General features: G+C 46.7%; 18 protein-coding genes. 16 read left to right on the forward strand and 2 right to left on the reverse strand.

The genetic code is table 11. The features are described 5' to 3' along the window. Positions 1 to 51: 51 nt before the first annotated feature. The 7 genes from aroQ (at position 52) to ACW73I_RS19705 (ending at position 5,820) form a co-directional block, all read left to right on the forward strand. Entirely contained in the window at positions 52 to 513 is a 462-nt protein-coding gene (aroQ, locus tag ACW73I_RS19675) for a type II 3-dehydroquinate dehydratase (RefSeq protein WP_458031172.1), read from the forward strand. Beyond that, a complete protein-coding gene (gene accB, locus ACW73I_RS19680; protein ID WP_458031173.1) occupies positions 503 to 946 on the forward strand; it encodes an acetyl-CoA carboxylase biotin carboxyl carrier protein in 444 nt (147 codons plus the stop codon). Before aroQ ends, accB begins: the two co-directional genes overlap by 11 nt. A gap of 17 nt (positions 947 to 963) precedes the next feature. Continuing rightward, a complete protein-coding gene (accC, locus tag ACW73I_RS19685) occupies positions 964 to 2,307 on the forward strand; it encodes an acetyl-CoA carboxylase biotin carboxylase subunit (RefSeq protein WP_458031174.1) in 1,344 nt (447 codons plus the stop codon). A gap of 67 nt (positions 2,308 to 2,374) precedes the next feature. Next, the gene (prmA, locus tag ACW73I_RS19690; protein WP_458031175.1) at positions 2,375 to 3,256 is read left to right on the forward strand and encodes a 50S ribosomal protein L11 methyltransferase; all 882 of its coding nucleotides are present in this window, start codon (positions 2,375 to 2,377) and stop codon (positions 3,254 to 3,256) included. Beyond that, positions 3,253 to 3,903, forward strand: a complete 651-nt coding sequence (locus tag ACW73I_RS19695; protein WP_458031176.1) for a zinc-ribbon and DUF3426 domain-containing protein — start codon at positions 3,253 to 3,255, stop codon at positions 3,901 to 3,903. The genes prmA and ACW73I_RS19695 overlap by 4 nt, the downstream gene beginning before the upstream one ends. 3 nt (positions 3,904 to 3,906) lie before the next feature. Beyond that, entirely contained in the window at positions 3,907 to 5,103 is a 1,197-nt protein-coding gene (locus ACW73I_RS19700) for a class I SAM-dependent rRNA methyltransferase (RefSeq protein WP_458031177.1), read from the forward strand. A gap of 180 nt (positions 5,104 to 5,283) precedes the next feature. Then, positions 5,284 to 5,820 (forward strand): hypothetical protein, encoded by a 537-nt coding sequence (locus ACW73I_RS19705; protein ID WP_458031179.1) that lies wholly within the window; start codon positions 5,284 to 5,286, stop codon positions 5,818 to 5,820. Positions 5,821 to 6,498: 678 nt separating this feature from the next. Here the strand turns inward: ACW73I_RS19705 and ACW73I_RS19710 are convergent. Next, positions 6,499 to 6,885 carry a hypothetical protein gene (locus ACW73I_RS19710; protein WP_458031180.1) on the reverse strand — a complete coding sequence of 129 codons (387 nt, stop codon included), beginning with the start codon at positions 6,883 to 6,885 and terminating at the stop codon, positions 6,499 to 6,501. 346 nt (positions 6,886 to 7,231) lie between these two features. Here ACW73I_RS19710 and ACW73I_RS19715 point away from each other — a divergent pair, with 346 nt between their 5' ends. The 6 genes from ACW73I_RS19715 (at position 7,232) to ACW73I_RS19740 (ending at position 15,245) form a co-directional block, all read left to right on the forward strand. Further along, positions 7,232 to 7,408, forward strand: coding sequence for a hypothetical protein (locus ACW73I_RS19715; protein WP_458031181.1), 177 nt, complete (start codon positions 7,232 to 7,234; stop codon positions 7,406 to 7,408). A gap of 559 nt (positions 7,409 to 7,967) precedes the next feature. Beyond that, on the forward strand, positions 7,968 to 10,706 hold the full coding sequence (gene secA / locus ACW73I_RS19720) for a preprotein translocase subunit SecA (RefSeq protein ID WP_458031182.1): 2,739 nt from the start codon (positions 7,968 to 7,970) through the stop codon (positions 10,704 to 10,706). A gap of 112 nt (positions 10,707 to 10,818) precedes the next feature. Beyond that, entirely contained in the window at positions 10,819 to 13,323 is a 2,505-nt protein-coding gene (locus ACW73I_RS19725; protein ID WP_458031183.1) for a glycogen/starch/alpha-glucan phosphorylase, read from the forward strand. 3 nt (positions 13,324 to 13,326) lie between these two features. Beyond that, entirely contained in the window at positions 13,327 to 13,797 is a 471-nt protein-coding gene (gene trmL, locus ACW73I_RS19730; RefSeq protein ID WP_458031184.1) for a tRNA (uridine(34)/cytosine(34)/5-carboxymethylaminomethyluridine(34)-2'-O)-methyltransferase TrmL, read from the forward strand. Between the two features lie 158 nt (positions 13,798 to 13,955). After that, positions 13,956 to 14,489, forward strand: coding sequence for a septal ring lytic transglycosylase RlpA family protein (locus ACW73I_RS19735; protein ID WP_458031185.1), 534 nt, complete (start codon positions 13,956 to 13,958; stop codon positions 14,487 to 14,489). A gap of 255 nt (positions 14,490 to 14,744) precedes the next feature. After that, positions 14,745 to 15,245, forward strand: a complete 501-nt coding sequence (locus tag ACW73I_RS19740; protein ID WP_458031186.1) for a copper resistance protein NlpE — start codon at positions 14,745 to 14,747, stop codon at positions 15,243 to 15,245. An 85-nt stretch (positions 15,246 to 15,330) separates the two neighbouring features. Here the strand turns inward: ACW73I_RS19740 and ACW73I_RS19745 are convergent, their stop codons facing one another. Beyond that, the gene (locus ACW73I_RS19745; RefSeq protein ID WP_458031187.1) at positions 15,331 to 17,508 is read right to left on the reverse strand and encodes an ABC transporter substrate-binding protein; all 2,178 of its coding nucleotides are present in this window, start codon (positions 17,506 to 17,508) and stop codon (positions 15,331 to 15,333) included. Between the two features lie 641 nt (positions 17,509 to 18,149). Here ACW73I_RS19745 and ACW73I_RS19750 point away from each other — a divergent pair. From ACW73I_RS19750 to ACW73I_RS19760, 3 genes are all read left to right on the forward strand, one after another. Further along, positions 18,150 to 19,523, forward strand: a complete 1,374-nt coding sequence (locus ACW73I_RS19750; RefSeq protein WP_458031188.1) for a CHASE2 domain-containing protein — start codon at positions 18,150 to 18,152, stop codon at positions 19,521 to 19,523. Positions 19,524 to 19,604: 81 nt separating this feature from the next. Beyond that, positions 19,605 to 19,949: a hypothetical protein gene (locus ACW73I_RS19755; protein WP_458031189.1), complete on the forward strand. Its 345-nt coding sequence runs from the start codon at positions 19,605 to 19,607 to the stop codon at positions 19,947 to 19,949. A gap of 31 nt (positions 19,950 to 19,980) precedes the next feature. Next, positions 19,981 to 21,483, forward strand: coding sequence for a M48 family metalloprotease (locus ACW73I_RS19760; RefSeq protein WP_458031190.1), 1,503 nt, complete (start codon positions 19,981 to 19,983; stop codon positions 21,481 to 21,483). Positions 21,484 to 21,882 lie beyond the last annotated feature (399 nt).

Raw genomic sequence — 21,882 nt, forward strand, 5'->3', positions numbered from 1 at the left:
ACAAATTAGGCAGAATTCATTTTTTAACATATTAGATGAATTTGTATCTCAATGGCGACTATTTCCGTACTAAACGGTCCCAATTTGAATCTTTTAGGCGTGCGGGAGCCTGGTTTATATGGCAATAAAACCCTGCAGGATATTCATGACAGTCTGGAACGACTGGCTACGAATTTGGGACATCGGTTGTTTTTTTTTCAGAGCAACGCAGAGCATGCAATCATTGAACAAATTCATCACGCTTATCAAGAAGGCGTGGATTTCATCATTCTCAATCCGGCCGCATTTACTCATACCAGCGTGGCGATTCGAGACGCCTTGCTGGCGACCCGAATTGCATTCATTGAAGTACATCTATCCAATGTGCATGCCCGCGAAGCATTCAGGCGACATTCCTATTTCTCAGATATAGCTCAAGGCGTTATCTGCGGTTTGGGTGCCCGCGGTTACGAACTGGCTTTACAAGCCGCCCACCAGATCTTACAAGAGAGAACTCAGAACAATGGATATTAGAAAAATAAAAAAGCTCATCGATCTTATCGAGGAATCCGATATTGCTGAGATAGAAATTTCAGAAGGCGAAGAGTCAGTCAGAATTAGCCGTTATACGTCTGCTCCGGCGCAATATATTGCCGCGGCGGCGCCTGCCGCAATGACGGCTGCACAGTCTGCTGCCGCGGCGCCGGCCACGCCTGCCGAGGAAAAAATCAGCGGACATGTGATTAAATCGCCTATGGTCGGTACCTTCTATCGTTCCGCGTCACCAGGTTCGGCGCCCTTTGTTGAAATCGGTCAGTCCGTTTCGGTCGGTCAGACTTTGTGTATTATCGAAGCCATGAAGATTCTTAACCAAATTGAGTCCGATAAAAGCGGCAAAGTCAAGCAAATTCTGGTTGAGAACGCCCATCCGGTTGAATACGGTCAGCCTTTATTCGTCATTGAATAAGCGGCAGGGTGACAACTATGTTCGAAAAAATTGTCATAGCCAACCGAGGCGAAATCGCGCTACGGGTATTACGCGCATGCCGCGAATTGGGTATTAAAACCGTTGCAGTCTTTTCAGAAGCGGATCGTGACTTGAAACATGTCCGTCTAGCCGACGAGGCGGTCTGTATCGGCCCCGCCGCTTCGGCGCAAAGTTATTTGAACATTCCGGCTATTATCAGCGCTGCCGAAGTGACCGATGCTCAGGCGATTCATCCGGGTTACGGCTTTCTGTCCGAAAATGCGGATTTTTCGGAAAAAGTTAGCCGAAGCGGTTTCGTCTTCATCGGTCCGAAAGCGGAGACTATCCGAATGATGGGCGACAAGATCTCCGCCAAAAAAGCCATGATTGCGGCCGGCATCCCCTGTGTGCCCGGTAACGGCGAACCGCTGGGCGATAAAGATCAGCTGAACTTGGACTTGGCCAGGGAAATCGGCTATCCGGTCATCATTAAAGCCGCCGGCGGAGGGGGCGGACGCGGTATGCGGGTCGTACATACCGAAGCGGCTTTGATTAGCTCGATCGAGTTAACCAAAGGCGAGGCCAGTGCGGCTTTTGGCAATGCCACCGTGTATATGGAAAAATTCCTGGAAGATCCCCGTCACATCGAATTTCAAATATTGGCCGACTCCCACGGTAACGCCATCCATTTAGGCGAACGCGACTGTTCGATGCAACGGCGCCACCAAAAAGTGGTGGAAGAAGCGCCCGCACCGGGCATAACGCCGGAACAGCGCCGGCAAATGGGCGAGCTTTGCGCGAATGCCTGCAGGGAAATCGGTTATTTAGGCGCGGGCACGTTTGAGTTCTTGTATGAGAGAGGCCGGTTCTATTTCATCGAGATGAATACGCGCGTGCAGGTCGAGCATCCCGTGACCGAGATGATCACCGGTTTCGATATCGTCAAAGAACAATTACGAATTGCGGCGGGTCTGCCTTTGTCGCTGACTCAAGATCAAGTCAGATTTACCGGCCACGCCATCGAATGTCGCTTAAATGCGGAAGATCCGAAGACTTTCATGCCCAGTCCCGGCACTATAGAGCAATTCCATATGCCGGGCGGGCCGGGTATTCGTTGTGAAACACATATTTACAACGGTTACCGCGTGCCGCCGTATTACGATTCTATGATAGGCAAATTAATCGCGCATGGCGAAGACCGAAACAGTGCGATTGCTCGTATGAAAACGGCACTGAGCGAAATGGTGATAGACGGCATCAAAACCAACATTCCATTGCAACAAAGTATCATGGCGGATTCGGCCTTCGAGACTGGAGGGCAAAACATCCATTACCTGGAAAAGAAACTGGGTATTCATTAAATACAGGCAATAAGGTGACGCGGGATGGGTGTCGCCTTTGTCCTATCCAAGATTTCTGAATAAAACTATGGCATGGCATCAGCTTTCAGTCGTGACTGACGAGCATACCGCTCCGGGGTTATCGGATTTTTTCAGCGAATTAGGGGCGGTATCGGTCACTTACAGCGACGCTGAAGATGAGCCTGTTTATGAACCGGCCATCGATCAAATTCAAATTTGGAACAACACTCGGGTCATTGCCTTATTTGAGTTGGATTCAGATCCGGATATCGTACAAACCTTGGTTTTCAATCAATTCATCGGCCATCCGTTGCAGCAGTGGCAGGCGGAAGTCATCCAAGATCAAGCTTGGGAACGTGCGTGGATGGAACATTTTCAACCTATGCATTTTGCCGACAAGTTGTGGGTTTGTCCTAGCGGTCAGGAGATCGATGAGGCAGGGACGGTCTGCATGACCTTGGATCCCGGTTTGGCTTTCGGAACCGGGACCCATCCGACGACGGCCTTATGTCTGGAGTGGCTGGCAAGTCATGATTTGCATCATAAAGTGATTGTCGACTATGGATGCGGCTCCGGCATCTTAGCCATCGCTGCTTTGTTACTCGGTGCGGAATGCGCATACGGTGTCGATATCGACCCGCAGGCTTTAGAGGCTACGCATTACAACGCCGAGAAAAATAGGGTGCTGGACCGAATCAGGTACTGTTTACCCGAACACTTCGATAGGGTTAATGCGGATATTGTGATGGCTAATATTCTTGCCAAGCCGTTGATCGAACTGTCTGCGACAATTGCAAGCATGCTAAGGCCGGGTGGACAATTGATTCTATCCGGCATATTGAACGAGCAAGCGCAAGCGGTAGCCGCTGCTTATCGGGCGTGCGGGCTGAATGTGTCGGAACCCGTCAGTCAGGACGATTGGTGCAGATTGGATGCTTGGAAGCCATGACGATGTTTTGTCGTTGTACGCATTGTAATAAGCAGCGGCAGATCAGTGCTCGGGAGTTACGCACCAGCCGTGGTTTGTTGAAATGTAGGAGTTGCGGACAGTCCTTCGACGCGTTGGCGTCATTATCCGAAAAGCCTGATGAAGCGCAACCACGATATGACAAAGGTTCCGGCTTTGCGTTCGGGCCGACTGAACTTATGCAAGCCTCTCGGCTTTGGACTATCGGCAGTGTCGTCATGTTGGTCGTTTTGTTGGCCCAGGTCGTCTACTTCGACGGTCGGCGTTTATATGGCCAGCCAGTCGTCAATGTCGCGCTGGCAAAAGTCTGCCGGGCATTGAATTGTCGCCCACCCATTTTCAACGATCCCGAGCAGTGGGCCGTATCTCATACTGAGTTAGAGCCGCATTTGGATAATCGTTATTGGTTGGTTGCCGCGTTGACAAATCAGGCTAAAGTGACTCAAGCCTTACCAAATTTAAAACTGACATTGACGAATTTCGGCGGTCAGCCTCTGGCTGAACGAGTATTTTTGCCATATCAATATTCTGCCGATACGCAACTGGCTGCAAACGAAACCGTGCTTGTTCGTTTGCCTTTGATTATGGCCAACGATGAAATTGGCGGCTATACGCTCGATACACTATAAACCATGAGTTACCCCGAACTGTTTCTGAAAAAACACGAGGACAAGCGCTTACGGCAAGGACATCTGTGGGTGTTCAGCAATGAAATCGACACAAAGCGCAGCCCGTTAGAACAATTTGAAGCGGGGGATTTGGTCGTCGTAAACGATAGCGGCGGTCAAGCGTTAGGGGTGGCTTATATCAATCCGCATGCGCTCATTTGCGCGCGCTTATTAACGCGTAAGCCAAACGGCGCCATAGGCGAAACTTTTTTCAAAACCCGTATCAATCGGGCCTTATCGTTGCGTCAGCGTTTGTTCGATAAACCGTTCTATAGATTAGTATTTGGCGAAAGCGACGGCTTGCCCGGCTTGGTAATCGATCGTTACGATGAGGTGCTGTCGGTGCAAATCACCACAGCCGGTATGGAGCGGCACAAGCAAGTGTTGGTTAAGGTGCTTGCGGAGTTATTGCAACCTAGTGCGATATTACTGAAAAACGATAATAGCCAGCGCCAATTGGAAACGCTGTCTTTAGAGCCGGAAGTGGCTTACGGCGAGTTGCCGGAAACCTTGCTCATTGAAGAAAACAATACTCGCTTTTTTATCGATGTCGCCGAAGGCCAGAAAACCGGCTGGTTTTACGACCATCGCGAAAGCCGCGCTCAGTTTTCGCATTGGGCGCAAGGCCTGAAAGTCTTGGATTTATTCAGCTATGCAGGGGCCTGGGGTATTACTGCCGCGCTGGCCGGCGCCAAGGAAGTCACCTGCGTGGACAGTTCGGAGACGGCGTTGTCGCTGGCCGCGGAAAGCGCCGGGCTGAACGGGGTGCAGGATAAGATACGGTTTGTGCGTGGTGACGTTTTTGAGTTTTTGAAACAGGCCCGAGAACAAAATCGGCATTACGATGCCGTGGTGCTGGATCCGCCTGCATTGATCAAACGTCGGAAAGATTACAAAGCCGGTTACGAGGCCTATCGCCGCTTGAATCATCTGGCTCTGCAAGTTCTATCGAACGACGGTCTATTAGTATCCGCTTCTTGTTCACATCATCTAAGCCGAAGCGATTTGCATGAAATTTTGCGGTCTTCGGCCCGGCATATCGACCGGCATTTGGTGTTCCTCGCCAGCAACGGGCAGGGGGCGGATCACCCTGTATTGCCGGCGATGCCTGAAACCCAGTATTTGAAAACCTTTTTCTGTGCAGTGTCGGCGCGTATGTAACAAAGACATGAAAAAAAAACATTATCCCTGCGACTTATGCGGTCAGTCGGTCAGATCGTCCGGATTCACCTCTGAGGGCTCCGATGGGCTGAAAAAGTTTTGCTGCGAAGGCTGTTTACGGATTTTTCAACTGCTCAGTCCCGAGCAACATTCAACTAAACCACCACCGGAGAAAACTTCATGAAAGCCTGCGAATCCTGCGCCGATCGGGTTAATATTGGTTGCCATCATAAACAAAAGTCCGTTCTGTCGAGAGCAATCGGACTGGTGTTTATTTATTTACCGATATTGACCCTGCCGTTCGTATTCATCAGTGCTTATTTAACGTATTTCAGTTTGAAGTTGGTCGGCGCTGAAAATGTCAAGAAATATAGCGACTTCCTACCCGATCGCGCCAGCCATCGATATACCTTAAAGAACCAGATTGTCATGGATGGCTCTTTTAAACTCAGCATGGCGCAGTTCAGATTGTTTTGGATTTTAAATTGCACCTGGTATTGCCCATACAGCGTCGGTTTGTTCGAATGGCATGCCTATATGGTTAAAGTAGTGGAAAATTGGTGGTGCCCGTTCGGTCATAGCCGCAAAAACAGCTATACCGAAGGTGCGATTGATCAATCCTTCTGGCATATCTACCCGGACGAAAAAGCCAAATTAACCGAAGAAGATAAAAATAATCCGATTTTTACCGTTGACGCAAGCGAAACGGAAGGTTGATCTTGCATCGAAAAATTGGCGAGAGCACGTGGAATGCGGGCGTGCTCTCAACTCGTCAGCCTTAAACCTAGGCGATGAGCAACGGTAATCAAATTACAAGGCGTCGATAAGCGTAAACCGGATGAGCTGCAAAGGAAGGATCAGCGCGTTCTGGAGTTGAGAGATAATGATAGTCTCATTCGCCCTATTGAAGGGATGACATCGCCGTATGAGGAGGGGCATGTCATCACTGATGGCGGACTACCGGATTCATTTGGATTACGTCCCTATAAACCCGGGCTTGGTTGCCAGAGTAGCCGATTTCCCCACAGGGCATAAAGGCCGGATTCCGCCATCAGTTGGTCGATATAAAGTTTATCCGTCGAATTAATTGGGCTGACGGGTCGGAGCCTGTATTGGCTTATAACGGTTAATTCGCATTCGGTGCAATGCCCGTCGGTTATTTTCATCCTACGGCTCTCCATGGCTAGTCGAAGAAATAGAGAAGTCGCACAGAGTTCTTAGGCCGAATAGTCTTTTGCTTTTTTACAAAACCGCCATAATCTCAAATTCGAATGATTCTCCGTCATTCGGGAAGATCCATTAAACCGAGCCGTGTCAAGGATTCCCTTGGTTCCGATTTCATGGCCGGCACTAAATGGTTAATAAATTTTCCCGGTTAAATCAAATGCGACCGTTTCATTGCGTCAGGGGCAATACCTCAATGATCCCTTTTGGCTGACGGTTGTTATAACTGTAAATGGCGCGACCATACGCGGTATTAACATACTCGATATTCCATGGCGTAACTTTTTCGGTTCCTGAGTGCGGATAGCTATAAATGGCTGGCCCATAAGCCTGACTGACATAAATCAGCTCCGGCTTAAGAGAGATTTCCCCTAATAGACTATTTATATAACTATAAATACTGGGACCGCTTGTTTTGGATTGATAGATTACAGACGGCTGTTCCTCCGGTTGCAATTTTTCGTTCGCGTCAGCATTTACCGATACACTTATAGCAGTAGCAATAGCCGCCATCACGATTGTCAAATGCTTTGTCGTTTTAATTTTTTCTGTGTTCATGGCAAATCTCCTTTTATGTTATTTTCTACATTTTCTAAGAATTAGTTTTACCTAATAAAGTTCAAGAAAAATCCCTTAGCGACCTAAACACAAGCAAACGTTTTGAATTTTTCATCGTTTGACTTTACGTTAGGATATCGTCCAAAATAACTTCCCGATATGGCAATGGTCACTGGGGACGTACCGAGTGAGGATGTCGGCGGCAAGGACGCTGCCGTCAAGCCCCATGGAAGGGTTCACGGCGATCCTCATTCGGTATGCCCCAGGGTTCGCATCGGCAAGACGGGAAGTTATTTTTGGCCAAATCCTTAGCTGCTATCCAAGTCAATCCAATAGAGACATTACAATGAGCGACGAAGAAGCCCAAAAAGTAATCGTAGTTGATTTGCAAATGCCGTTTTTATCCATCGTCGTCTTGATGGTTAAATGGGCGCTAGCGTCTATTCCCGCTATCATCATTTTGGCCACTATTTTCAGTCTGGTCAGTGGTTTGATGGGTGGTTTGCTGTTTCCATCCGTATAAAATTTAGACGACGCCGTCGCGACGCGCCTGAGACAAGAAGCGAACTAGGCTTATTGCCGATATGGCGGTTCGAGTTCCGTCTGTTCGACCGCTCGCAGGCAGTCAGGTGTTAAAATTAAGCGATCCCTGATTATTTGACCGCTACCACCATAAGCAGATGTGGTTTGTATAAACCGTTTCGGCCCGTCGCTGGTGGTAATTTCAACCGAATTATCAGGCTGATCTGACTGAAAGCCGCAGCAATCATGGTGTTGAAAAAAGGCACGGTAATTGCGTTTCCGTTTCTGAGGGATGTTCAGACGGTCACTCCGGTAATAGCTAACTATATGGCCCTGAAGCAGGGACGCATCTCCATCCAAGCCCGCCAATCGTTCTCTCCAGTCTAAACACCTTAGTGCCGGAGCGATTTAATCCGTCAATATCAAATTGGATATTAAAGTTATTTATTATCATAGAGTTGGTGGGTGTTTTATGGTTTGATAGGGCTGTTTTCTAGCGGCGGAACTTATATAAGGTTTATAATCGTCAGCTTTGAATTCACTTTGACACTGGAAGTATCATGCTGGGTAAGCTGGTTAAAATGGTAGTTGGCAGCCGGAACGACAGGCTGATCAAGAAAAAACTCAAACTGGTCAAAAAAGTCAACGCCTTGGCCGATGATTTTAAAAAACTGTCCGACGAAGCGCTGAAAGTCAAAACTCAGGAATTTCGGGACCGTTTGGCTCAAGGTGAAAAACTCGATAGTTTGATACCTGAAGCCTTTGCATTGGTGCGGGAGGCGTCATCCCGCGTTTTCGATATGCGCCATTTCGACGTACAGTTGATCGGGGGCATGGTTTTGCATGACGGCAAAATCGCTGAGATGAAAACCGGCGAGGGTAAAACCCTGATGGCGACGCTGGCAGCCTATCTGAACGCTTTACCCGGCAAAGGCGTACACATCGTCACAGTCAACGACTACCTGGCGCGGCGTGATGCGGAAAACATGGGGCAACTCTATGGTTTTCTGGGCTTAACCACCGGTGTGATCGTCAGCGATCTTAATCACGAGCAGCGCAAAGAAGCTTACGCAGCCGATATTACCTATGGCACCAATAACGAATTCGGTTTCGACTATTTGCGCGATAATATGTCCTTCAGCCTGGAGCAAAAAGTTCAGCGCGACTTGCATTTCGCGATTGTCGACGAAGTGGACTCGATTCTGATCGACGAAGCGAGGACGCCTCTAATCATTTCCGGTCAGGCGGAAGGCAGTACGGACATATACCTGCAAACGAATGAAATCATACCTTACCTGACTAAACAGGAAAAAGCCGATGATCCGGAAAAACAAGACGAAATGCCCGGCGATTACTCGGTCGATGAAAAAGCGCGCCAAATACATTTAACCGAGGCGGGATACGAGCGGGTCGAGCATATGCTGGCGGAACGCGGTTTAATCGAAGAAGGCACCACACTGTACGATCCGGCCAATATCCGTTTAATGCATTACGTGAATGCCTCGTTGCGCGGGCATATCTTGTTTCAAAAAGACGTCGACTATGTGGTCAGAAACGATCAAATTATTATCGTCGACGAATTCACCGGCCGGATGATGAGCGGTCGCCGCTGGTCGGAAGGTTTGCACCAAGCCATCGAGGCCAAGGAAGGTGTAACGATCCAAAAAGAAAACCAAACCCTGGCATCGATTACTTTTCAAAATTACTTCCGCTTGTACGAAAAGTTGTCCGGCATGACCGGTACCGCCGATACCGAAGCCTTTGAGCTGAATAAAATCTATGGTTTGGAAGTAGTGGTGATTCCGACCCATAAGCCGATGATTCGTAAGGACATGGGCGACCTCGTGTATTTATCGGCTCGCGAAAAATACAATGCGGTGATAGAAGACATCAAAGACTGTCACAAACGCGGTCAGCCGGTTTTGGTCGGTACGACGTCGATCGAGAAATCCGAGCTGATTTCCGGCTTGCTCAAGCAACAGAACATTCCGCATGAGGTTTTGAATGCCAAACAGCACGAACGCGAGGCTCATATCGTCGAAAACGCCGGTATGCCGGGGGCGGTAACCATTGCCACCAATATGGCCGGCCGCGGTACCGACATCGTATTAGGCGGCAATCTGGCGGCGGAATTGGCCGCGTTAGGGGACGGAGCCTCCGAAGACGAGAGGGCGAAAGTGCGCGGCGCCTGGCTGGATAGGCACGAGCAAGTCGTTGCGGCCGGCGGTCTGCATGTAATCGGTTCAGAGCGTCACGAATCCCGGCGTATCGACAATCAATTACGCGGACGTTCAGGTCGGCAGGGCGACCCGGGCTCATCGCGATTCTACTTGTCGCTACAGGATGACTTGATGCGAATTTTTGCGTCTGAACGGGTGGCGGGTTTGATGCAAAAACTGGGTATGCAAGAAGGGGAGGCCATCGAACATCCTTGGGTAACTCGGTCCATCGAAAGCGCACAGCGCAAGGTAGAAGGCCGCAACTTCGATATTCGTAAAGAAATTCTGGCTTACGACGATGTTGCCAACGATCAACGTAAGGTGGTTTATGCTCAACGCAATGAATTGATGGCGGCCGATGATATCAGCGATATCATTTCTACGATTAGGGCGGATGTGATCAATGACATGATTACCCAGTTCATTCCGCCTAAAACCATGGAAGAGCAATGGGATATTGCCGGGCTTGAATCGGTTCTTAAACAAGACTTGAATTTGCATTTGCCGCTGAAGGAGATGGTCGATGCCGACCATAGCTTGAACGAGCCCCGCATAAGACAGTTAGTCGTCGCTAAGGCCGAGGAGGATGCAAAAGCCAAAGAAGACGCTATCGGTTCCGAAGTCATCAGGCATTTTGAAAAATCGGTAATGCTGCAGGTTCTCGATAACAGCTGGAAAGAGCATCTAGCGGCAATGGATCAACTTCGCCAAGGGATTCATTTGCGCGGTTATGCCCAGAAAGATCCGAAACAAGAATATAAGCGTGAGGCTTTCCAGATGTTCAATGCCTTGCTGGGTCATATCAAATCGGAAATCGTCAGTATCTTGGCGAAGGTTCAAGTTACCCGCGAAGAAGATGTGCAGGCGATAGACGAACAGCGCCAAACTCCGGTAGAAATGCACTATGAACACGCAGAAGCGCATTCGGCTTTTGCGGAGGAGCCGCAAGAATTGCCGGATGAACAATCTGAAACCGGCGAACAACCTTATGTTCGCGCCGGCCAAAAAATTGGCCGAAATGATCTTTGTCCTTGCGGATCCGGAAAAAAATACAAGCATTGTCACGGTAAATTAACTTAACCGCTTTGGACGGTTTGTTATCGTTTATATGGAGTCGGCCCGGTATTATGGCCTGCAATAGGGCTTTGTTAGCTGGTTTAAAATTAATGTCCACTACCTGAAGGGTAAAGCGATGCCACAGAAAGTTTTCAGTAAAAGCAATCCGAAATCCGACATTACCAAGTTACCCCGGCTGGGAATGGAGAAGCTCCACATTACTGCTGATTTCAAGCATTACTACAGCCATCGTTTAGGGCGTGACGAAAATTGCCGTTCGCCGCACTATGCCTATGAAGCTTTATCGTTGGCGATTAGCGATCGCATCGTCGAGCGCTGGAAAAAAACCTATAACGTTTATCGCAATGCGGATTGTAAGAAGGCCTTTTATTTGTCGATGGAATTCTTAATGGGACGCTCGTTGAGTAATGCGATGCTGAATTTAGGCGTTGACGACGAAGTCGCACAAGCCCTTTACGATATGGGTTTGGAAGCGGAAGAGCTGTTAGAGAGCGAGCCCGACGCCGGATTGGGTAACGGCGGTCTTGGCCGGCTGGCGGCCTGTTTTATCGATAGTTGTGCTACCTTGCAATTACCGGTGACGGGTTACGGTTTACGTTACGAATACGGCATGTTTACCCAAGAAATTCTCAATGGAGAACAAGTCGAAAAACCGGATCATTGGTTACGCAATGGTAATGTCTGGGAAATTGAACGCCCCGAATACATGACCCGGGTAAAATTCGGCGGCCATACTGAAACTCACATGGATGAGTATGGCCGCAGACGCACAAGTTGGGTCGATACGCATGACGTTCTGGCCATGCCGTACGACATACCCGTTCCGGGATATAAAAACGGTACCGTCAACACTTTGCGGCTTTGGAAAGCCATGGCCACGGAGGAGTTTAACCTGCAGGAGTTCAATGCCGGCGATTACGCCGAGGCGGTTGCTCAAAAGAACACTGCCGAAAACATTACCATGGTGCTGTATCCGAATGACGCCAATGAAAACGGCAAGGCCTTGCGTCTGCAGCAACAATATCTATTGGCATCCGCCAGTTTGCAGGACGTTATCGCCAACTGGATCGGGCGCCATGGCCGTGATTTTTCGAAATTCGCCGAACAAAACTGTTTCCAATTGAACGACACGCATCCGAGTATTGCGGTAGCGGAACTGATGCGGCTATTGGTCGATATTCACGGCATGTCTTGGAATGAGGCCTGGAATATCACCAAGCTGACCATGGCCTATACCAACCATACGCTGTTACCCGAAGCGCTGGAAAAATGGTCGGTCAATTTGATGCAAAGTTTGTTGCCGCGCTTGATGGAAATTATATTCGAGATTAACGCGCATTTCTTGGCGGAAGTGTCGGCGCGTTGGCCCGGAGACGGCGAACGGATGGCGAGAATGTCGTTGATCGAAGAAGGGCATGAAAAGCAAGTGCGGATGGCCTATCTGGCGATAGTTGGTAGTTTTTCGGTCAATGGCGTGGCGGAGTTGCATTCGAAACTATTGAAAGAAGGCTTGTTCAAGGATTTTTACGAATTGTGGCCGCAGAAATTCAACAATAAAACCAATGGAGTTACGCCGAGACGTTGGTTGGCCGGGTGTAATCCGGAGTTGGCAGCCTTGATTACTGAAACCATAGGCGACGGCTGGATCACGGATTTATCGGAATTAATTAAACTTCGGCCTTATGCCGATGACGCGGAATTCAGAAAAAAATGGCGCTATTTGAATCAGGCCAGCAAACAACGTTTGGTCGATTTCAAGAAATCCGAATTGGATATCGATATCAATATCGAAGCATTGTTCGATGTACAAGTTAAGCGTATACACGAATATAAGCGGCAAGTATTGAACGTGCTGCATGTCATTCATTTATACGATCGCATTAAGCGCGGCGATACCCAAGATTGGGTAGACCGTTGCGTATTGATCGGCGGCAAGGCCGCTCCCGGTTACGCGATGGCGAAGAAAATTATTAAATTGATTAACAACGTCGCCGGCGTAGTCAACAACGATCCCGAAGTCGGCAGTAAACTTACCGTGGTGTTTTTGCCGAATTACCGGGTATCGGCCATGGAAAAGATTTGTCCGGGCGCCGATTTATCCGAGCAAATTTCGACAGCCGGCAAGGAAGCATCCGGTACGGGAAATATGAAATTCATGATGAATGGTTCGCTTACCATCGGCACCCTGGATGGCGCCAACATCGAGATTCGGGAGGAGGTGGGCGACGAAAATTTCTTCTTGTTCGGCTTGACCGAACAAGAAGTAGAAGCCTTGAAACCGCATTACAATCCGCAAGAATTCATTGATAGGGATCCTGACTTACAGGGCGTAATGCGTTTGTTGGAGTGCGGACATTTCAATCAGTTCGAGCCTGGTATTTTCGATGACATTCTGGCTTCCATCAAAAGCCCGAACGATCCATGGATGACCATTGCCGATTTTCGCAGTTATCTTGATGCCCAACGCCGGGTGGAATCGGTCTGGCGCGATCAGGAGTTATGGACCAAAATGAGCATCTATAACACCGCCGCCAGCGGAAAATTTTCCACCGACAGGACGATAGCCGATTACAACAGAGATATTTGGAAGCTAACGCCTATCGATGTGAACAGCCAATAAACTATGTTGGATATTGTCTTATTCGAGCCGGAAATTCCGGCGAATACCGGCAATATCATCCGTTTGTGCGCCAATACCGGCGCACATCTGCATTTGATCCAGCCGCTCGGCTTTGAGTTGGACGACAAGCGTCTCCGCAGAGCCGGGCTGGATTATCATGAATGGGTTAGCGTTAGGCAATATGCATCGTTGGCCGACTATGTCGACCGAGCAAAGCCTAAGCGCCTGTTTGCATTGACCACCAAGGGTTCCTTGAGCTATCACAGAGTCAAGTTTCAACGTGGTGACGCATTACTGTTCGGTCCTGAGTCGCGCGGATTGCCGGTCGATTTTTTAAATCGGCAGCCTGACGGTTTAAAACTATTCTTACCGATGCGGCAAGAAAGTCGCAGCCTTAATCTTTCTAATTCCGTCGCAATTGTGCTATATGAAGCATGGAAGCAACTGGGGTTCTCCGGCTCAAATTCAAAATAGTTTGGCGGCTGACTATCCCTTCGAGGGTCATTCGAGTGATATTCTGACTGTAACCAAAAAGTTGAATTACTAATAATTCGCGGTTAAGAATGAGTTGGCAACCTTGTGACTTTGTTGAAATAGCATAAGCGTATTGCAATAAACATAGGATCTAAATAATGGCTTTACACCGATCAGTCTCTATTTGCGAAAATAATCTTGTATGCTCGTCCTGTCGATCACTCATCGTACAAGGCGCATTGCTCCTTCTGTTGGGCGGTTGTGCCTCCGAACCGACGTTACCGCCCACACCCGAGCGGGCCGATCAGCCCGATTACCGAAACCAAGCCGCGTATAACAAGCCTTACAGGGTGAAAGGCAAGGTGTATTATCCATTGGATACGGCGGTAGGATATAGCGAGCGGGGAATCGCCTCTTGGTACGGTTCGGAATCAGGAACGCACACCGCGATGGGTAGCCGCTTTAAACCGAACTGGATCACCGCTGCGCATCGAACCTTGCCGTTACCTTGTAAGGTGCGCGTTACTAACTTGCGCAATGGCAAAGCCATTGACGTTTTGGTCAACGACCGAGGTCCTTTCAACGATAAGCGATTAATCGACTTGTCGCGCGGTGCGGCAATGCAATTAGGTATCACCGGGCTGGCAGAGGTTCAGGTCGAGTATGTCGAAACCGCGTCAGAGAATTTTTGATCCGTTTTTAACGTTATGCTAAATCGTCGTGACGCTTGTTTACGATACAAATGCATTTTGATGCGGTATTTTGCCTTCGATTATCAATTGTTTGATATGGACGATTAAGCTGATAATCTTAGCTTGGAAAGCTTGGGTTTTAGGAACAGGCAGCTTACAGCAATGAGTATCTCGCTGTAAGCCGGGCACTATATACTTTAGAAATAGAAAAATCGTATGCAAACCTTGAATAGAAAAATAAAAATAAACGTCTTTATGAATCTTTTCGCTATATCGGTTTCGATGGCGAGCAACGCCTGGGCCGAATCGGATATGCAGCTTCAGGAAAAAGCGTTAAAGGCCCGTGAAAGCAGTCTTCACGAGGGAATGGATCATTCTTCGCACGCCGAGGCCGCCGACGATGCGGGAGGGTTTCGTGGCGTTTTTTACGGCTATTTGCCTTGCAATCAAAAGGATTGCGACGGTATTAAGCAAACCTTATCTTTGAAGCCGAAAAACAATTATTTACTCGTCACTCAATATGCAAGGGAATCCGCACGAGAGTATTACGAGAAAGGCAAATATGATTGGGACGACAACACTCGCACCTTGATTTTGACGCCTAAAAAAGATGCGCCTAAACGGTTTTATACTATTCAAGACGAGGGAGCCCTGGTGACGCTGGATAGTAAGGGCAAATCGATGGCAGGCGATCAAGAGGCCTATACCTTACGTAGAAGCGATAAGACCAAAACGCGAGAAGTGCATTTTCACTAACTTTTGCGTTGCAAGATAGATTGCGATTCTGCCGGATGTTTTTTGTATATCCGGCCAATCGCCGATTCGGATTCATTTCCGAAACTCAGGTCTGCAACTGCCTTCTGCGATAAGCCTTTACCGCCGGATAAATCGCTCCTCCCAATATCGCTATCAGCACCAGTAGCGGCCAGAATTCGGCATTGTTCCACTCTTGCCGCTTTCGCTCGCGCAACTCGGTATCGATACGGCTGTATTTCAGGCGGTTGTTGACCATGCGGGCCGGTTTCAAGTTTTTGTACCAGCTGTGCAGCAAGGCGAAATCCTTAGGATAGTAACCGAACAGCCATGGCGCGTCCTGGCGCAAGATGCCTTGCATCCGGTCTATTATTTGCTGGCGTTCCGGGCCGTTGGCCATGTTGCGCATTTGTTCGAATAGGCGGTCGAATTCGGGATTAGCATAATTGCCGGCGTTTTCACCGCCATGGCTGACCTTGGCGTTGGGGCCGTATAATAGAAAGAAAAAGTTTTCCGGATCCGGGTAGTCGGCATTCCAACCCCAGACAAAAATCTGTTCGGCGCCGCTACGCATTTTTTCCTGAAAGCGATTGTAATCGGTGCCGCGTATGACCAGCTGTATGCCTAGTTTGTCGAATTGCTTGCGGTACCAGTTCATTAAAGGTCTGTCGTCGGCTCCGGTGGCCGTGCTGTCGAAATACAGCAACAGTCTTTCACCCGTGCCCGGATCGACGCCGTTTGGATAGCCTGCTTCGGTCATCAGTTCCTTCGCGCGTTCTATCGGCTTACGTTGCGCTTTGCCGTTGCGCCATTCGTAAACCACTGGATTGATGCCTGCTTCACCGTCCTGATAACCGAAAATGCCCGGAGGCAGCGCGCCCTGTGCGGCCACGCCGCGGCCGTTAACGAATATCGCGATGAATTCTTCATAATCGACTGCGATGGATATGGCTTGCCGCAACTTACGCGCTCGTTCGCTATCGCCGCCGATCACCGGATCCAGCATATTGAATCCCATATAGAAGATTGATGTCGCCACCGACGTCTGCAATTGAATTTGCTTGTCGCGCATCAGTGGGGTCAATTGTGGATCGCCTGTGGCGGAAAATTGCACGGCTTGATCAAAACTGTCCGAGGCGATGCCGGAGGCGTCGTAATAGCCTTGCAAAAACTTGGCCCAATAAGGGATGGTTTCTTTTTCCAACGTGAAGACCACCTTGTCGACAAAGGGCAGTCTTTTACCGGCATCGTCCAGCCAGCCGGCCTTGCGGTCGCCGGTATCACCTTCCGAGGGATAGAATTCCGGATGGAAATTCGGGTTTTTTGTCAGCACCATGCGCCGATTGGGATTGTTTTCTTCCAACCAGTACGGTCCGGTACCGATGGGGTACCAATCCAGCGTGATGTTTTTGTTTTTCAATTCCGGCTGATCGTAAAAAGCATCGGCTTCCCAAGGCATCGGTGCGAAAAACGGCATGGCAAGCCAGTATTGAAACTGCGGATATAGGCCTTTGATGCGGATAAGGTATTGGCGATCATTAATAGCCTTAGCGCCGCGCATGGTTTGATTTTTGAGTTCTTTGATCGGGATGGCGGCGGTATCCTTGGCGAACTCGGCAAAGCCGTCGATATAGTTAGCCATGAGTTCCGCGATAGGCGATTGGATTTTCGGATAGGCCAGACGCTTGATTTGATAGACATAATCCTCGGCCACTAATTCACGGCTTTGCTGTACCGGCAAGTCGGCTAAGGTATCGATATTAGCCAGTTGTTCGCGGTTTAGGGAATGGTACAAAAATCGGCCATGTTGATCGCGGCTGATAGCGGGGTGCGGTTGATAGCGTACGCCCGTTTTGATAGTGATCAAATATTCGCTGTAGGCAATGTCTTTTGGATCGGCCGTGTCCGCTAACTTATTGCCGTGCCGGTCTAAATAATGCATCTCAGGTAAGCCAACCGCGGTGGCGGCTTGCAATTGGTACGGACGTTTCAAATAATCGTACTGTAGCGGCGGCTCATAGATCTGGCCGATGAAACCGTATTCGTTGCTGCTGTATGCCACTGCCGGGTCCAAGTGTTTGGGCCGTTCCGAAAAAGACGAATACATGATGGCTTTTCCGCGATCCGCAGCCGGATAGGGATTATTCAACTCTGATACATCGCAAGCTGCTTGAGAAAGAATCGACAGTGCTAGAAGTGAGCTGCGAATGGTGGAAATCGGCAATAAACGGGACATGTCAGGCTGGGCTACGAATACTTGCCGCATTCTACAATAATGCGGATACAGCCGGCATCGGGTTTTGCTTGTCATTTTCAGAAGGCGACTGCACAGAATATCAGGAGTCGACTGCGCCGGCTGTCGGGACTATTTGTAGTGGCTCGCATTTGTCGCCGATTTGAGCTCGAATTAACTGCAAATGAGCTTGCATTTACCGGCGTTAGCCCGCAATCCATTTTCGTGAGCTCACAATAATTGCAAATTTAGGTGCGTCCTTATTTCGTCGCATTTATGGGGTGTAAGCCGGAAACCCAGAAAATTTTGTCTCTTGATGCCCATTCAGATACAACATGCTCAGCCAGATTTTGAACGCTCGCAGTCGGCCATCAAGAGACAGTCACAGATTTTTGCAATAGTCAGGTAACTGATCCAAAGTGGTCATAGTGGGAGTCCTGCGGAAACATTCGAACCCCTGATAAGTGATCTAGCTTCCATTGATCAACAATCCTTAGTCCTGAAATGTTTATAAATGCGCAGTGTAATACATATTGATAGTTGGTTGATGCATCGCCTTCTACGCTAAAAGTTAAAAAATTCATTGACGAAAACTGGTTGACTGTATACATAATTGCGACATCTAGTTTTCATACTAAGTGTGTTTGCTAACTACCTACGCTACAAATAAGCTAATGAACATTAAGCATCAAAATAGCTTTGATCAAATTAAAACGAAAATAAGAAGATTTATATATTTATCTGTATCTGCTTCAGCGCTCAGTGTTTTGTCTATTTTACTTTTGCACGGATCAGATTTTATTCTAACTAACGATTCAGCCGCAAATTATTTAGCTGATGTTGAGATGAGGTACATCAATGACTATGATCCTGCTAACTTAGACAATATCTCATTACTTCTCATATCTGATCATGATTTAGATCAGCTCGGACTTTCATGGCCCCCAAGTTTAGATTGGTATTTACAGATGCTCACCGAAGTAGCATGTAGAAAACCTCGTGCCATTCTTGTTGATTTAACAATTGATCGCTTATCGCATGAAAGTACTTTGGAAGGCAATAATATGGAGACGTCTAGATTTCGCAATAAATTAGTTGAAATTAGCGAAGGCAGGCAAATATGTCCTAACAATGTCAAGCCTCAAAAAACCAAAATATATTTACCAGATCCTAATTATAGAGACCAAAAAAATGCTGGCGTGATTGGCAATGTTGATACTAAACTAGAGATCGGAAATACGCAAAGGCGTTACGACCAGGAGTATCCATATGATATGAATGGGGTATTTTCCCTCGCTTACGGAGCATTTAGAGATATATGTATATTTGCCTCACCAGACCGAAAATATAGTTGCAATGGCAATGGGTATTTTGTAGTTAACTGGTCGACTAAGTACTCAGATAGAAGAAATATACAGGTTATGGAAAATCCTTGTGATGCTATTGATTCCAGTGAAAAAAGTTTTATTTTAAGAACATTAGGAAAATTTGCTGTCTATAATGAAATTTATGGAGATCGAGCTACTTTAAAGTGTTTTCCTTTTGTTTATAGTTATCTTTCCAGGCTTATGAAGACGCCAAGTCAGCAAGATAATGTAATATTAAATGCACTTATATACAATAAATACGTTTTCATAGGGGGGCATGGAATAGCCTCGAATGATTATATTGAAACTCCATTGCACACTATTAGATTTCCAGGTGTTATTTTTCATGCAATGGCGCTTGAAAATTTGCTAACGCAGAATGAAAACACAAGAAGCCTAATTCCAGAAAAACTATACAAAATATTTCTTTTTTTTGGTTACTTTATTGGATACTTGTTTGTATTTTTGACAAACTCAACCATGCATAATTATAAGCACATCGCCGCTTACATACCATCCATACTTGTTTCAATGCTGTCAATTATATTTTATTTTATTTCAGTTAAATTAAATTGGTTTGGCGCGATTAGCGTTATAGCACCTGTCTTAGGGAATGTTTTCTCGCTAAACTTTGTAAGTATGTATTTAAATCATCTCTGGAAAATACAGCGAAAAATGTAATCCAACACATGTATATGATTAGACGTTATGTTTTTAACATTAAATTGAGTGTCTTTTTAAGAATCTTAAAGGAGAGCGTCCGTGCATAAATGGCAATTTATAATTTATTTGACGTTGTTATCTATTCGGGTACTTGCTAACGATCAAGTACAAATAATAGACTTTGAGTTGGATTCGATACAGACATATAGTCAAGATGGAAAACTTGGTAAAAAATTGAGTCGTGGAGATCTTCCTTTTCCTTTGCCTGGATTTCGAGTTGATTTAAAAGAATTAGGCAATGGAGTTTGTTTGACAAATGATAAAGGCACCTGCTTTCATGAGGGAGAACTAAAACTAAAAGATCCAGAATATACTAATAGCACAAATTGTGTCGATATGCGTAAGGAAGCAGGATCTAGAGGCCAGGGTTCTTGTGGAAGTTAATGATTAATCTTTATGATTAGGGTCATTTTAAATGATGCGTTACAACAAACGTGCTTCAATTTTTGCTCTACTTTTTTTAGTCGGATGCGCAACGATATCTAACACCGTACAGCATGACATTCCATCCTCTGAAGAGGTGATAAGTTGGATTGACAAAACTAATACGTGTGAAGGAACTGAAGATAGCTTTATTAAGGGCTATTTGTCGCATTCTTTAAATAAAGGAATAGTTAGAGATGCCAATTTGGATAGTTACATTACTTCAGTTAAAGATCGATTACTTACAGGATTACCAACTTCAAGGCCACGTATCCCGATCTATATAACATTCGATGATTCTGACTTTAGGGAAACATACCCGGAATGCGCTATTTTCATTAGTTTCGACTTTATAAATTCAGCAACTTCTGAAGATGAAATAGCAGCAGTTTTAGCTCACGAAATGTCGCACATTATGATAGGGCATTTTCAATCGGACGATGTTTTTAAAGCAATAAAAATGATGGGCAACCTTGCAACGACAGGCAGCATATTGGCTACAGGTGGCGGGACATTGCCACTTTTAAACGCATTAGGAATATTAGCCCCCTCTGTTGGCGGTGAAATTGGCGACAGCGTTGGGAGGCCGACCTGGAATCGAGGGCAAGAAACTCAAGCCGATTTACTCGGTCTTGAGCTGATGGTTAGAGCAGGTTATGACTATTCAGGTGCGAAAAGAACAATATCAAGCTATGAAAAATACGAAAACTCAAATAGTAAACCTCCATTACTTGAGCATAGCGGTGATAATCAAAACAAAATCACGAAAATTAACTTAATAAGTATGTTCAATGCAAAGTCGCATCCTTTAACTCAAGACCGAACTTCATTAATTGTACAATATAAATCTAAAAATCTAACCTCTGCAAAAGTAAGAATCGATAGGAATGAGAATTTTAAGGCGCTTAAGGAATCTAAAGGCTTTAAGAACCTGGCTGAGCAAGTTCACACGGTTAAAAATATAACCATTAATACTATATCGCCTGCGAATGGCGCTAGTCTATTGAATAAAAAGTTACTAAACGATTCTGATACTACCTTTAACTTTAAGGTACTTTCAAAAATTGGTGAACTCAAGTCTGCAAGTGTAAGCGTACTTAAAGAATTAGCCGCTCATGGAGATGCTCCTAAATTATTTCAATTATATGTTATCCGGGAGCTAATTAATGAAAATAGGTTAATTGATGCTGCAGAAGTATTTGAAATAGTTAATACAAAAAGAAATCTTGCTTTGAATGAATATAGAATTGGGCTTGAACTTTATGAAGCGCTCGGTGGGCATCAACGAAGAACTCTGGGTAATATCTTGCAATCGAACGTAGAAAATCCTTACGAATCGAAATTTACATCGCTGAAAAAGGATTGTATGTTAAAGGATGTCGAGAATTTCTCGACAAACTTATTGACAGACGCAATGAATTATAATCCAAATGATACAGAGAAAAATTCTCCTTGTATGACTTCGCATGAACGAAGCTTATATCAAGTTAGATAACGAAACCCTCTACAGATATTTGCTTGGGGTTGCCCTAATTGCAATACTACTAATTGCCCATCGCAACTATAATTTGAATGACAGCCTAATTGCTATTAGCTGTTCCTGCATACAAAATCTTGCCTGGCTGGTCAGAGTCGGTTTTGCTCCTTTGTCTTCGATAGAGCAAGTTCGGCCATTAACATATGGATTTTGATTATGTTCAATAACTTGCCGGAATTAGGGCTTTCGGTTGAATGTCGGCTGATTGGATTCCTGCCGACATTGAGTCCAAAACCTTGAATGGCAAATAGGGGTCGCTATGTTAAGCTCAACATAGCGGCCACTATGTGTAGTACGAAACTATGTGTATTTGCACATTTACCCAGGGGATCAGCCCTTGCTATCCATTGCATAAGG

The sequence above is a fragment of the Methylomonas sp. MgM2 genome, assembly GCF_054172045.1.